Source organism: Pseudoalteromonas sp. NZS71_1 (assembly GCF_015864305.1).
GTDB lineage: Bacteria > Pseudomonadota > Gammaproteobacteria > Enterobacterales > Alteromonadaceae > Pseudoalteromonas > Pseudoalteromonas arctica.
On record NZ_JADYXM010000009.1, the window covers coordinates 25248 to 39595 of the forward strand.

Genomic DNA, 14348 nt, shown 5'->3' on the forward strand with positions numbered 1-14348 from the left:
GAGGATGGACGGTATTTTAAACCTCTGGAATGCGACCGGCATTGCTAACTTTACAATCCCATCGTTAATAATGATTGCGGTAGGGTGTTTATTACTGTTTTTAGCGATAGCTAAAGGCTTTGAACCTCTATTATTATTACCAATTGGTTTTGGTGCAATTTTAACAAATATACCTGTGGCGGGATTGTCAGACCCAGGTGGGCTTTTGTACTACGTTTATTACGTGGGTATTGATACGGGGATTTTTCCGTTATTAATATTTATGGGAGTAGGGGCGCTGACCGATTTTAGCGCACTTATTGCAAATCCACGTATGTTGCTATTAGGTGCGGCGGCACAGTTTGGTATTTTTGCTACATTGTTTGGCGCAATATTATTAAATTATGTACCAGGCTTTGAGTTTACTCTACAGGATGCATCGGCTATTGCCATTATAGGTGGTGCCGATGGACCGACTGCTATATTTTTAGCGTCAAAACTGGCACCTGATTTACTTGGTGCAATAGCGGTAGCCGCATACTCATACATGGCATTAGTACCAATTATTCAACCGCCAATTATGCGTGCGTTAACAACCCCAGAAGAACGTAAAATTAAGATGCCAGAGCTTCGCAAAGTATCTAAAAAGGAAAAGATTATTTTCCCTCTTATGGTGCTTAGTTTAACGGCTATGTTTTTACCGGCTGCTATACCGCTTGTAGGTATGTTTTGTTTAGGTAACTTAATGCGAGAGTCGGGTGTTGTTGATAGATTAAGTAACAGTGCTCAAAACGAAATCATCAATGTTACAACTATATTTTTAGGTTTAGCTGTAGGTTCAAAGCTTGCTGCAGATAAGTTTTTAACTGTTGAGACGATTGGTATTTTAGTGCTTGGCGCACTGGCTTTTGCAATTGGTACGGCATCTGGCGTATTTATGGCAAAAGGACTTAACCGCATATCTAAAACACCTATAAACCCATTAATTGGGGCAGCAGGTGTATCGGCTGTGCCAATGGCGGCACGAGTAGTTAATAAAGTTGGCCTTGAAAGCAACCCACATAACTTTTTACTTATGCATGCTATGGGACCCAACGTAGCGGGTGTATTGGGTAGTGCAGTTGCTGCGGGTATTTTATTAGCACTTGTTGGCTAATAATTAACGTGGTAGTTAATAAATGATTTAGCGCAGTTTACTGCGCTTTTTTTTGTTCTTAATTTGTTCACCGCTAAATGGTTTCTTGTTCAGCGCTTTTTGTTTACAGTAACAGCTCTTCAAAATTTTAAGGATAGTTATCATGCTTCACACACCTTTAGCAAAGCACTTACCTCATGTTAGTAAACTTGTATTCGGATGCATGGGTCTGGGAGGCGGTTGGAATAAAGACGCAATCACTGATGCACATGTTAAGCAAACTCATGAATGCATAGATAACGCTATTGAAGGTGGCATTAACTTTTTTGACCATGCTGATATTTATACTTTTGGTAAAGCGGAGCAGGTTTTTGGTAAAGCATTAAGCGAGCGACCAGAGCTTAGAGAGCACATGTATATTCAATCTAAGTGTGGTATTCGTTTTGAAGATGACTTAGGGCCAAAGCGCTATGATTTTTCATCAAAGTGGATTGAGCAATCAGTTGAAGCATCCTTGAAGCGATTAAATACAGACTATTTAGACGTACTTATGCTACATCGTCCTGATCCACTCATGGAAGTTAACGAAATTGCTCGTATATTTAGTTGCTTAAAAGAAAGCGGTAAAGTGCGCAATTTTGCAGTATCGAATATGCAGCAACATCAAATGAATTTTTTACAGCATGCACTTGATATGCCGATTGTGGCTAATCAAATTGAGGCTAGTTTACAAAAACATCAGTTTGTTGATGAAGGTGTATATGCCGGTAACAGTGACGGTAAGGATCTTAATTTTACGCCCGGTAGTATTGAGTACTGTCGCCATTTTGAAATTCAAATTCAAAGCTGGGGCAGTTTATGCCAAGGATTATACAGCGGCAGTGATTTATCAAACGCATCGCAGGCTGATATAAACACGAGTCTTTTAGTTAATAAGCTGGCTGCGCTTTATGATACTTCTGCTGAGGCTATTGTCATTGCATGGTTACTGCGCCATCCCGCATCTATTCAGCCTATTATTGGAACAACTAATGCCAAGCGTATTAAAGCCTCTTGTGATGCTGTAAACGTACAACTAACTCGTGAGCATTGGTATGCACTTTATGTAAGCGCTAAAGGCCATGAGCTACCATAAGAAGGGCATTGATATGAATATATTCGTTATTTTAATTGGTTTGTTTGTCGCGCTAGCGATACTTATTCCATTGCTTGAAAAATATCAAAGTAAAATAGGGCTCAACGGTGCAACCAAATACAGCAAATATATTTGGCCATTAGTGATGGTGTCTTTAGTGATTCAGCTCATTTATGTATTAATGTATTAATGGTTTTTAGCGTATACAAAAAAGCCTTTGCAGGTTTAACCTGCAAAGGCTTTTTTAATGTTTATTAATAAACTTTATTTAAGTGCTAACTGTAGCTCGCGATTGCGCTCAAGTTGGGCAATAAAGTTATCTGCAATCGGTTTAAACTTAGCAAGTTCTGAGCGAGGTAGTGGCTCTGACTTAGGAAGTTTTACTGTTTTAGGATTACGGTGAACGCCATTTACTAAAAATTCATAGTGTAAATGCGCGCCAGTAACACGACCCGTAGAACCTACAGTACCAATTTGTTGGCCCTGTTTAACTTTTTGGCCCGTTTTAACTAGTTTCTTATTTAGGTGTAAGTACTTAGTTACATATTGTGTGCCATGGCTAATAAATACGTAGTTACCGTTGTACTTGCTGTAACCCGCTTTAACTACCTTACCGTTACCTGATGCAACCACCGGTGTGCCAGTGCGTGCCGCAAAGTCAATACCACGGTGCGCTCTAACTTGCCCAGTAACTGGGTGTAAGCGACGAGGATTAAAGCTCGAACTAATATACTTAAAGCTTACAGGTGCACGTAAAAATGCTTTTTTCATGCTACGCCCTTCAGGCGTATAAAAATTGCCGTCGGTATGGCGAATCGCTGCAAAGCGCTGACCTTGGTTTACAAATTCAGCTGCAATAATCTTACCTGTACCAATAAACTCGCCATCAACATAGTGAGACTCGTAAATTAAGCCAAATACATCGCCTTTACGAATGTCGTTTGCAAAATCAACATCCCAACCAAATATGTCAGCAAAGTTCATTATTTGACGTTCGCTTAAACCAGCCGCTATTGCTGAGGTCCAAAAGTTGTTAGATATTTCGCCGCCAGCGGTTTTGGTTAGCGTTTCAATTTCTTTACTATCAATAGCTGTATCGTAGTTACCTTCTTCATTTAAGGTAACAAATAAAGTATCGGTTTTTGAAATTACATAGCGCAGTTGAGCCAAAGAGCCATCTTCAGCTGTCGCAAAGCTAAGTATTTCACCGGGGTGAATTTTAGTTAGCTTGCGCGTTTCTGCGTTAGTGTTAATTAGTTTATGGAGCGTTTGAGCTGAAAAACCAGCACGTTTGAAGATAATTGCTAAATTGTCGCCATTTTTAACTTTATGATCGACAAAGTCGTATTCTGGTAATTTTTCTGCTGCTTGCTCTGAATTTAACTCAGTTAATTTTTCGTTGTCATCAACTTTAACTTGTAACTCATAGCGCTTGCCTATCTCTAATGCATCTGCATTATTGTCTTTAGAAGCAGTCGCTTTTTCAGAAGGAAGAAATGCCAAGCCGGCAATAGCAGAAACTAAACCTAAAATAAGCAATTTGTGTTTTTTTGGGAGAGTGTTAACCACGTGAACCATAACGTGCCTTTTTCTGCTGTCAAGATAATAAATACATAATATTGCAGGATATACTTAATAATGTACGAATACTAGTGCTTTGTAGATTTAAACTAACCTTAAACTACGCTAAAATCAGGGTTAAGAAGCCTTTTTTAACGTCCTATCTAACTAAGACTCAATTCATTTTGTTTAGTTGCATTAATAACTTAAAAAGTTATTTTAATTAGGTAGAAATTTGTTATGTTAGCTACATATATATATTCGGTTTAAACCTATATTAAACCGTGATTACAAGTAACTAGTCCGCCCCTTCGTAGGCAGAATTTTGGAGTAACACAAAGTGGATTTACAAACCGCTCTAGCAGAGATAAAACGCGGTGCAGAAGAAATATTAATTGAAGACGAACTAGTTGAAAAACTAAAGTCGGGCAAAAAGCTAAAAATAAAAGCTGGCTTTGATCCTACAGCCCCTGATTTACATTTAGGGCACACTGTACTCATTAATAAAATGAAAACCTTTCAGGATTTAGGTCATGAGGTTATTTTCTTAATTGGTGACTTTACTGGCATGATTGGTGACCCAACAGGTAAAAACGTAACGCGTAAACCACTTACTCGCGAAGACGTACTAGCCAATGCCGAAACATATAAAGAACAAGTATTCAAAATTCTAGATCCTGCTAAAACCACTGTTGCATTTAACTCTACTTGGATGGAAAAGTTAGGCGCTGCAGGCATGATTAAACTTGCTGCAAACCAAACTGTAGCGCGCATGCTTGAACGAGATGACTTTAAAAAGCGTTACGGCAGCGGTCAACCAATTGCAATTCACGAGTTTTTATATCCACTGGTACAAGGTTGGGATTCGGTTGCACTAGAGTCAGATGTTGAACTGGGCGGTACTGATCAGCGCTTTAACTTGTTAATGGGTCGTGAGTTACAAAAGGTTGAAGGTCAAAAGCCGCAAACAGTATTAATGATGCCATTACTTGAAGGTACTGACGGCGTTCAAAAAATGTCTAAGTCGCTTGGTAACTACATTGGTATTACTGATGCGCCAAACGATATGTTTGGTAAAATAATGTCAATTAGTGATGTGCTAATGTGGCGTTATTACGATTTATTAAGCGCGCTTTCTATTGAAGAAATTGCAGCTCAAAAAGAACGTGTTGAGCAAGGTACTAACCCGCGCGATATTAAAATAGAACTAGCTAAAGAGTTAATTGCTCGTTTTCATAGTGAAGCTGATGCACAAGGTGCACATGATGATTTTATTCAGCGTTTTCAGAAAAAAGCGTTACCAGATGAAATCCCAGAGCTGACAATCACTATTGCAGAAGATACTATTTTAATTGCTAACTTGCTTAAAGAAGCAAATTTAGTAGTAAGTACATCAGAAGCAATGCGTATGATTAAGCAAGGTGCAGTTAAACTTAACGGTGAAGATAAAATCACAGACACCAAACTTGAAATAGCAAAAGGCACAACAGCTATTTACCAAGTAGGTAAACGTAAGTTTGCAAACATCACTGTAGCTTAAATACCGTTTGAAAACTAAAAAACCAGCCTAGGCTGGTTTTTTTGTGCTCGTATTTTGGCTGAAAAATTAGTTACGAGGTAGTCACTAAATAGTCACTAAATCACTTTTAATATTTCGATACTTACAATTACTAACAACCAAAATACACGCGCCTGATTTAATCTATTAATTATTACAGGTACATCCTCGGGTGTAGGTAGTCTATCAGTACCAATACGCATTTTATTAAAGCGAGTACCTAAATAAACTGCAGGCCCGCCCAGCTGCACACCAAGTGATGCAGAGCATGTGCTTAGTAGCCAACCTGTATTTGTTTGGTAAAAATGTCTGCCATAATGCTTTATGTAGTGCATGCTTTTTTTGCTCGCTCTACTTGCTGCAATAGTTAAAGCGAGTAAGCGCATTGGGATATACTCAATAATAAACAAGAGAGTTTTAAGCGGTTTTAAAAAGTAGCTATTTGGGGATATATCACTACGCCAGGCTTGTTGTATTAAAGTAAGCAATCGATAGGCGAGGGCAGCAATAGGGCCAAAGGCTAAAAATATAAATATAACTACGAAATAGTATCGAGCAGTGCGCAGTATTAAGCTTTCAATTAATGCTTTAATAATACCAGGAGATGAAAGCCTATTAACTTCACGGGCAAGCAGTGGTTTTAGTAATTCGCGTGCTGTCGATTTTTGATTTTGTTTAGTTAGCTTTGCAATGCGAAGTGCTTTTTTATCAATACTCTTACTTTCTAAGCATAAGTATAAAATAAGACCTGCGAGTAATTCAGGGTAAAAAGCAAACTCGAGTAGTAGCACTACAATAATGAGAATGACACTTAAAATGAGCGTGCTTGCGAGTATAGCTGCTAAATATTGATAGCTTTTAGGTTCTTTGCTTTTGTATATGCGCTTGCCAATAGCACTAAAAACAGCATTTAACGCTGTATTAGGATGATACCAGCTAATAAGGGGAATAAAGCGCTCAGCAAGGAGCGCTAGTATGAAGGCAATAAAGTCCAAGTGGTTTTGAACAATATTGCTAAGCATTTACAGAGACACTGCAGTTAGCTTTTCTAAAAGTGCGACAACCATTTTAGATGAGTTGATTGATGCTGTTTCTAGGTATTCTTCAAATGATTGTGGTGACTCTTTACCTGCTATATCAGACATTGAGCGAATTACAACAAATGGTGTGTTAAGCGTAAAACACGTTTGTGCAATTGAAGCGCCTTCCATTTCAACGGCAAGCATTGTAGGAAAATCACTGCGTGCTTTATCGATACGCACAGGGTCACACATAAATGTGTCACCAGTACAAATTAAGCCAACAAGTGTTTTAACATCACTGATTTGTTCGATTGTTTGTTGTGCTGCTTCAACTAATTTAGGGTGAGCTGCAAAGCCTGCTGGCATTTGTGGTACTTGGCCAATTTCGTAGCCAAAAGCAGTAACATCTACATCGTGATGACGTACTTCTGACGAAATTACTACGTCGCCAACACTTAGAGAAGGATCGAATCCACCGGCAGAGCCTGTGTTAATTACGCAATCAGGTTTGAAGTTATCAATCAGTAAGGTAGTTGCAATTGTTGATGCTACTTTACCAATACCAGATTGAACAAGTGTTACTGTGTTACCAGCCAATTCACCAGTATAAAAAGTGAAACCTGCTTTAGTTAAAATTTGTGGGTTTTGCATCGATTCACGTAAAATTTTAACTTCTGGCTCCATTGCGCCAATAATACCAACATTCATAATGTTTAATTCCTGAGTTTGAATCACTTGATTATACGTGAAGTTAGCAATAAAAAACAAAAAAGCGAGCTTGTTTATGAGCTCGCTTTAAATACTTTTTAGGAGAGTATTTAATTTGGTTTTTAAATTTCAGCTAAAGCAGTTGTTTGTGCTTTGGCTTGAGAAGGTGAAAGTACCGCTGGCTTATGTGAGCGATTACGAACAGGGCGCTGCGTTTGTGTTGCTGCAGGCTTACCAAGTTTAAACATAATTGCATCGCGTACTTCAGAAGGACGGTAGCCCGATTTAACTTTCATACGAATATGTGGAATGCCCGCAGACTCTAGTGCACCGTTTACAAACCAGTCACGTTGAGCTTTGTGGCCATCTTTATTGGCATTGTTAACTAGGTCAACGGCCGCAACAATAGTTAGTTTTTCTTTATCGATTAATACAAAGTCGAGTTGCTTATTTTTAGCTTTAGCTAAAGCAGCACGTTTAGATTTAATAGAAAGACCTTGCTTACAGTCAATAACGTCAATTAGCTTAACGCGACTAACAATTTTATATTGATCGCCTACAGCACGCTCGAGAAGATTTAAAAAAGCGCCTTCAACCTGCGTAAAAACAGTTTGCTTGCGGGTAAAAGGATACGGGTTTCCGCCATCGTCATTAAATTTTGACGCAACAACAGAAGCCCCGACAACTAATACTAGAATTAATAATAAAGCGAATTCCATACGGTAACTCCATAACAACAAATTGACACTGCTCAAATAAAGCAATTTACGTGCCTAAAAAGTATGAGTTATAAAATAATTACCAACTGTTTATAAAAGCTAAAACTATGTAGCTATTAAGCTTTGTATCCACCTTCAATACCTTTAACCGCAATAGCTACAGCATCGTGTGCATGGAGTGATTCATAATGGTTTATTTGCAGCCAGTAATCGCTGTAATTATCTGTTTCTAATAAAGCTTTAATTTTACGCGCTGCATCTTCACAAAACATAAGATTTTGACCATTTAAACGGGCAAATTCTTGCTCGTCTTCGCGTTTTACTGCCGCTTGTACAGGCGTTTTAAGTTCAGCTTCGAGGGTGTTTATTAGAGTCACTACGTCAAACTCTTGAATATTGCTATCAAGCTTTACTTTTACGTTGGCAATAGAGCGCTGCGAGTGAGGTGTAGCAACTATGCCTTGTGTAGTGCCTAGCCATTCGTGCACATCTTTTTGGCTTAAGGTTTCTTGGTTAAACTTTTCGTTAAACGCGTTTTGTATAAGCTGGCGTGCAAGTGCTGCAGAGCAAGGGCATGTTGAAGAATAGGTAACATCTACGGTTAGCTCGTAGCTAATAATGTTATTTTCAATTGTACTGGTAAGTACAACTGGGTAGCTTTTCCAGCCTGCTTTACCACTTAATAGTGACTTACGGCGTAGCGGTAGTTCAAATTTAAATTCAATTTGTGCTTTATCGCTCAGCCCTTCGTGGCTAGTTATAAAGGTATCGAGTGCTTGCGCTATTGTTTGCGGATTGACTTGCTGCTCAGTTGAAAGCAGGTCAAGTGCTAAAAATAGACGTGACATATGAATGCCTTTGGCATCTTCTTTATGCAAATTTACAAATGCACGAGCTTTGGCATTTACTGTAACTGGAGATAAGTCTCGTGACTCAAAAATAAATGGCAGTTCGATTTCGCCCATGCCAACCCAGTCTAATTTACCTGTTTGTAAGGCGGGTGCAGTGTCTGCTATATCTGGCATATTGGTTTGCATGTGCGCTACTCGTATTTTGGAGATAATAAAGCGGGGCATTTTACACTAAATAATTTATTGCTGAAATGATGAGTTTAAGAGATGAGCAAAATCAAACATGAAAAATTCTGTTTTTATCGCACAACATGGGTAGTGGTAGGAGAAAAATGCTAAAATCTGGGAAAATGGTATGTTTATACATGCGCATTGCCTTCTTTATATTTAAGCACACAGCTAAGAGATAAAATTACGTATGACCGATTATTCTTTGAGCCCTTGGGCTCGGGTACTTTCCAGCTCAATAACGCGATTTGGTGAATTTAAAACCGCAGCTATTTGTTACACTTTATTTTTAACTGTATCTCTTATTTTATCGAGCATGTTTTATTATGTTGCGATAGGCGAATTACACCTTGTTGATATTTTGGCTGTGGTATTTTTTACGGCTGTAGTTTCTCCTTTAATTATAAGTGTATTACTTAATTCAATTCGTCAATTAGATGCCTCGTATGCTTATTTAGATAGCGCAACCAAGCAGGAAAAGCTCTTAAACCAAACCCTAAAAGACAACATTAGTCGTTTAAATATTGAAATTGATGAGCGTAAAATGGCATTTCATGCCAAGCATCGCGCTATTGAAGAGCTGCGCCGAGAAATTGCTGAGCGTAAAAAAACACAACAAGAACTTGCCCAACAAAGTATGTTGCAACGCTCAATCGTTGATTCATCTCCCGATCTATTTTATTACCGCGATAACAACGGTGTATTTGCCGGCTGTAATAAAATGTTTGAAGAGGTAATGGGAAAATCAAGTAGTGAGTTAATAGGAAAAACGGTTGAGCAGATATTCCCGAGTCATTTTTTAGCTGAAGTTTTGGCAACCGATAAAGAAGTAGAGCAAAGCCATAAAGCACTAACTATAGATGTAGGCTATGAAGTAAATGGTGAAACACGTTGGTTTGAGCTGCGTAAATTACCTTTTATAAATGATGACGGTGACTACATTGGTTTACTGGGCTTTGGTCGTGATATCACTAGCCGTAAAGAAGCTGCACAAGCACTCGAAACTGCCTATAAAGACAAAGGTAAGTTTATTGCTACGCTGAGCCATGAACTACGTACTCCTTTAAATGGCATTGTTGGTTTAACGCGTATGTTATTAGATACAGAGCTTAATAAGCAGCAGCGTAGTTGGGGCAATACTATTTTTTCGAGTGCTGAAACACTCGGTAATATTTTTAACGATATTATAGATTTAGATAAAATAGATAGGGATCAGCTCGATATAGCAACCAATTCTATTAATGTGTCAGACTTTATAAACGATGTAGTTAATTTTGCAGGCTTAATAGCTGAGCAGAAAGAGCTTGAGTTTGATATTAAGCGCAATGGCATACTTGATGTTTACGCGCAGCTCGATCCGACTCGATTACGCCAAGTTGTTTGGAACTTAATTAACAACGCCGTTAAGTTTACTCAGCAAGGCAAAGTAACACTCGAATGCAGCAGAGAAAATCGCGTAGAAGGCCCATGGTTAGTTATTAAGGTACTGGATACCGGTCAAGGTATTCCACCAGAGCAACTTGCCCATATATTTGATATGTATTACAAAGCGCCGGATTTAAAAGGCACTAACGCGATAGGTTCAGGTATTGGTTTAGCTGTAACTAAGGCACTTGTAAGTGCAATGAAAGGGATAATTACGGTAAATAGTACTGAAGGCGAAGGAAGTTGTTTTACAGTGCAAATACCGCTTAGTTTATGTGTTGCACCAACAGAGCAAAGTTATGTTGGCCGTGGTTTGTATATTCTACTAGTAGAAGATGTGCCTCTTAACGCCGAAATTGCTACAAACCTATTAGAGCAACGCGGCCATGAAGTGTTATGGGCTGAAACCGGTGAAGATGCACTCTCGTTTGTCGAAACCGAAGATGACTTAGATTTAGTACTACTTGATATGCAATTGCCAGATATAAACGGTGACGTGGTTGCTAAACAAATACGCTCAGATAGCCACTTCGATAAATTACCTATTGTTGCTCTAACTGCCAATGTACGCAGTGCTGAAAAAGAGCTTGAAGGTATATCAATACAAGGTGCGTTGGCTAAACCAATTAACACAGTCAAGCTTGATAAAATGCTGGCTGACTTATTTGGCATTAAGCAAAGTGAGTGCACAGAGCCACAGCTAAAAGTAAGTGAAGAGGCGCTAGAGGGCATTGATGCACACTTATTAGATATTGAAACAATAGAAGACTTTGTAAATTCGATGGGCTTGGTTGTATTTAGACGCAGTAGTCAGTTATTCGAAAAGCTAAGTCCACAATATCAGCAAGAATTACTTACCTCATTAAATACCGGCGATAGAGAAGAGTATGAATCAGTAGCGCATAAACTTAAAGGTGCGGCTGGATCAGTAGGTTTAAATGATGTGCAGCTTCATGCCAAAATAATGGAGCATGGTGCGATTGATGAATCTGATGAAATGTTAAAGCAGTGGTTAGATGTTTTAGCAGATAAAATAAATGAAGGACAAAAAGCCCTTCATTTATTTTTACAGCAATTAGAGTAAAACTAATTAGCTCTAATTAAGCGTCAATTTTACCAATGAAACGGTAACCTTCACCATGGATGGTGCTGATTAACTCTGACGTTGAGTTATCACTTTCAAAATGCTTACGAATGCGACGAATAGTAACATCAACAGTACGGTCATTTGCGCGAAGCTCACGGCCTGTCATGTGCTTGATTAATTGCTCACGACTAAAAATACGACCTGGAGAATCAAGCATTAAACGAAGTGCTCTGTACTCACCTTTTGGTAAACGTTTAGCGTCGCCATTTGGAGAAGTAAGACAACGGCTATTTTCATCAAGTTCCCAACCGTTAAACGTAATAACACCATTTGTTTCTAGTGCTGACTCTTCACCGCCTAAAGCAGTACGAGTAATAAGGTTGCGAGCTCTAATAGTTAATTCACGCGGGTTGAATGGCTTAGTAACGTAGTCATCTGCGCCAATTTCAAGACCTAAAATACGGTCAACATCGTTGTCACGACCCGTTAGGAATATAAGACCTACTTTACGCTTTTGGCGTAATTCACGGGCTAAAATAAGACCGTTTTTACCAGGAAGGTTGATATCCATAACTACAAGATTAACGTCATCGTTATTTGTAAGCTTGTCATGCATATCATCGCCATCAATGGCTTCAATAACTTTGTACCCTTCAGCTTCAAATAAACTAACTAGGTTCAGTCGAGTTACGTCTTCATCTTCTACGATTAGAATGACTGGCGTTTGCATTATTAATTAACCTTTTGGAATATTTTATTTATAAAAAAACCGGTGACGAATTTATAACCGATTACTAGAGATTATAGGATTATACCCATTTGTTAACAAGGAAAAAACAAATTGGATAAAAATAAAACAGTAGGGTGTCCAAAGTCTACTAAAAAGGGCAGTGCAAAAACTACTGTTTAATTGATATATACGTGGATGTAGCTATTTGAATCATAAAGTCGAAGCCATTTTCCTTTAATAATTGATACATCATTCAATCAAACAAGGTACTTAAAATAATCAGACTAATTCAAAGCAAAACTATATCACTTTCTAACCTTTCATCAATGTATGTGATACAGCAAAGATAAAAAAGTTCATAAATCGCTTGGTAATATTTATTTAATGCAATTAAATAATGTTACGCGCTTATCACATGCCTCATTAATGAGGTCATTAAATGCTAATTCAAGGATAAATTTTAAATATATGCACTTTTTAGTGATCTTTATTTAAGGAATAGTAATTATAAAGCGAGCACCGTGTTTTTCTTCAAGATCAAACATAACTCTTCCGCCAAGTGCTTGTGTTACTAGGTTGTAGACCAAGTGCATGCCTAAGCCGCTTGCGCCTTGTCCGCGCTTTGAAGTTACAAACGGGTCAAAAATTCTATTTTTAATGTTTTTATCAACGCCTTGACCATTGTCAGAATAAACTATTGTTAATTTTTTCCCTACCAGTTCTACGTCAAAGCGAATTTCATTATTTTCTTTACCTATAAATCCATGAATCACAGAGTTCATGAGCAACTGCTGAAACACTTGTTGCAGAGGTTCAGACTTACTATGAATAGCCAAGTCGGTCGGACAGTTAATAATAACGACAGGCTTTTTAGGCAGTAGTTCAGATTGAATCGATGTTAAAACATCACTTATTAATTTATGTACATTAATATGGGTATTAACACCGTCATCTTGAATAACGGCCACTTTTTTAAAGTTAGATATCAGGTCTGCGGCACGATTTAGATTACGATAAATTAAGTCTAAGTTTTCAATACCTTCATCTATAAAGCGTTTTAGATGGCTTGAGGTAAGTTTTTTATCGTCAAAGCTTTGCTGTATATCTGCCAGTTTATCTCGAAGTAATGTAGAGCCTGTAATACCTAGCCCTATTGGTGTATTCACTTCATGGGCAACCCCAGCAACCATTTGCCCAAGCGATGCCATTTTTTCGTTTTCAACAATTTGCGTTTGGTACTGATGCATTCTCTCAAGGGTTGATAAAAGCTCTTGATTTGCTTCTCTGAGAGCGATTGTTCGCTGGTTTACTTTTTCTTCAAGGCTCTGGTTTAGTTGTTTTATTTCTTGTTTATCTTTTTCGTGGCGCTCAAGTTGCTTTTTGGTACGTGTAAGCATGATATTTAAACTATTTGAAAGAGCGGTTATTTCTTTTACATCGGTTATTGGCGCGCGTGCATCATAGTTATGATTTTTAGATACATCCTGCAATAGCATGCTTAACTGCTCTATTGGCTTGGCTATACGTCGTTGAACTTTTATAGCAATAAAGTAAACAACGATTAAAATTAATAGAGTTAATAGCACGTCTATTAATATTTTTCTCTCAATATAAGTCTCTAAACTTTCGAGGCTCCCTCGCATATATACATAACCTACCAACTTTTCGTTATCGTAAATAGGGCGGGTTAGTTCAATATGATCGCTCGTAATTCGTGGCGTTTTTAGCTCATCAACACTGTCTATTCTTAACGGCACCGGAGGCGTTTTTTTTGCATTAAAGCTAATAAAAAAAACAGGTTTTTGAGATGCTTTTTCTATTGAATAAATATGTATGTTTTTTACAAGGGGGATATTTTCAAATGACTTGAGGCGTTTTTCTTCTGTTTTTCTATCATCTTCAACTACTGATTTACCAGCATCAAAAGCTACAATTTCAGAAAGTATGACGAGTTTATTAATGATTAATTGCTTTTGCTCTTTTACGCTTAAATAAGTAGATATCGAAATAGATAGCGACAAGCAAATAGCTGTAATAAGCATAATTAAATTTATGAGTGCTTTGCGAATGCTACTTTGATGAACTTTTTTAGGCATTATTTCGTTATCGCCTGAATTAATTTTGATTATTTAGAGTTTTAGTTTAGCAAAGACGGGAGAAAATGAAGGAAAAAAGCTAAATTAATTCTTATATTTATGCGAAGGTTAGCTT

Annotated in this window: 12 protein-coding genes; 5 read left to right on the top strand and 7 right to left on the bottom strand. The window is 37.9% G+C overall.

What is annotated here, in order from left to right:
- Positions 1-4: 4 nt before the first annotated feature.
- The 3 genes from I6F43_RS13515 (at position 5) to I6F43_RS13525 (ending at position 2439) form a co-directional block, all read left to right on the top strand.
- Positions 5-1135 (top strand): sodium ion-translocating decarboxylase subunit beta, encoded by a 1131-nt coding sequence (locus I6F43_RS13515; protein WP_197102758.1) that lies wholly within the window; start codon positions 5-7, stop codon positions 1133-1135.
- A 142-nt stretch (positions 1136-1277) separates the two neighbouring features.
- A complete protein-coding gene (locus I6F43_RS13520) occupies positions 1278-2249 on the top strand; it encodes an aldo/keto reductase (protein WP_007583820.1) in 972 nt (323 codons plus the stop codon).
- A 13-nt stretch (positions 2250-2262) separates the two neighbouring features.
- The gene (locus tag I6F43_RS13525; RefSeq protein WP_007583822.1) at positions 2263-2439 is read left to right on the top strand and encodes a hypothetical protein; all 177 of its coding nucleotides are present in this window, start codon (positions 2263-2265) and stop codon (positions 2437-2439) included.
- A gap of 74 nt (positions 2440-2513) precedes the next feature.
- On the opposite strand, the gene I6F43_RS13530 is transcribed toward I6F43_RS13525, so the two are convergent.
- A complete protein-coding gene (locus tag I6F43_RS13530; RefSeq protein WP_007585425.1) occupies positions 2514-3827 on the bottom strand; it encodes a peptidoglycan DD-metalloendopeptidase family protein in 1314 nt (437 codons plus the stop codon).
- 322 nt (positions 3828-4149) lie between these two features.
- On the opposite strand from I6F43_RS13530, the gene tyrS reads away from it, so the two are divergent.
- The gene (gene tyrS / locus I6F43_RS13535; protein ID WP_007585427.1) at positions 4150-5349 is read left to right on the top strand and encodes a tyrosine--tRNA ligase; all 1200 of its coding nucleotides are present in this window, start codon (positions 4150-4152) and stop codon (positions 5347-5349) included.
- Positions 5350-5444: 95 nt separating this feature from the next.
- Here tyrS and I6F43_RS13540 read toward each other — a convergent pair whose 3' ends face one another.
- The 4 genes from I6F43_RS13540 to folE2 all read right to left on the bottom strand — a co-directional run bounded on the left by I6F43_RS13540 (position 5445) and on the right by folE2 (position 8853).
- Positions 5445-6389, bottom strand: coding sequence for a cobalamin biosynthesis protein CobD/CbiB (locus I6F43_RS13540; protein WP_197102759.1), 945 nt, complete (start codon positions 6387-6389; stop codon positions 5445-5447).
- Positions 6390-7097, bottom strand: a complete 708-nt coding sequence (gene mtnN / locus I6F43_RS13545; RefSeq protein WP_197102760.1) for a 5'-methylthioadenosine/S-adenosylhomocysteine nucleosidase — start codon at positions 7095-7097, stop codon at positions 6390-6392.
- Positions 7098-7219: 122 nt separating this feature from the next.
- Positions 7220-7816: a DUF2726 domain-containing protein gene (locus I6F43_RS13550; protein WP_007582968.1), complete on the bottom strand. Its 597-nt coding sequence runs from the start codon at positions 7814-7816 to the stop codon at positions 7220-7222.
- 116 nt (positions 7817-7932) lie between these two features.
- The gene (gene folE2 / locus I6F43_RS13555) at positions 7933-8853 is read right to left on the bottom strand and encodes a GTP cyclohydrolase FolE2 (RefSeq protein WP_024589695.1); all 921 of its coding nucleotides are present in this window, start codon (positions 8851-8853) and stop codon (positions 7933-7935) included.
- Positions 8854-9085: 232 nt separating this feature from the next.
- Here folE2 and arcB point away from each other — a divergent pair, with 232 nt between their 5' ends.
- A complete protein-coding gene (gene arcB, locus I6F43_RS13560; RefSeq protein ID WP_165722089.1) occupies positions 9086-11404 on the top strand; it encodes an aerobic respiration two-component sensor histidine kinase ArcB in 2319 nt (772 codons plus the stop codon).
- A 16-nt stretch (positions 11405-11420) separates the two neighbouring features.
- Here the strand turns inward: arcB and arcA are convergent, their stop codons facing one another.
- On the bottom strand, positions 11421-12137 hold the full coding sequence (gene arcA, locus I6F43_RS13565; RefSeq protein WP_002962549.1) for a two-component system response regulator ArcA: 717 nt from the start codon (positions 12135-12137) through the stop codon (positions 11421-11423).
- A gap of 491 nt (positions 12138-12628) precedes the next feature.
- Positions 12629-14233, bottom strand: a complete 1605-nt coding sequence (locus tag I6F43_RS13570) for a sensor histidine kinase (RefSeq protein ID WP_024594519.1) — start codon at positions 14231-14233, stop codon at positions 12629-12631.
- Positions 14234-14348: the final 115 nt, after the last annotated feature.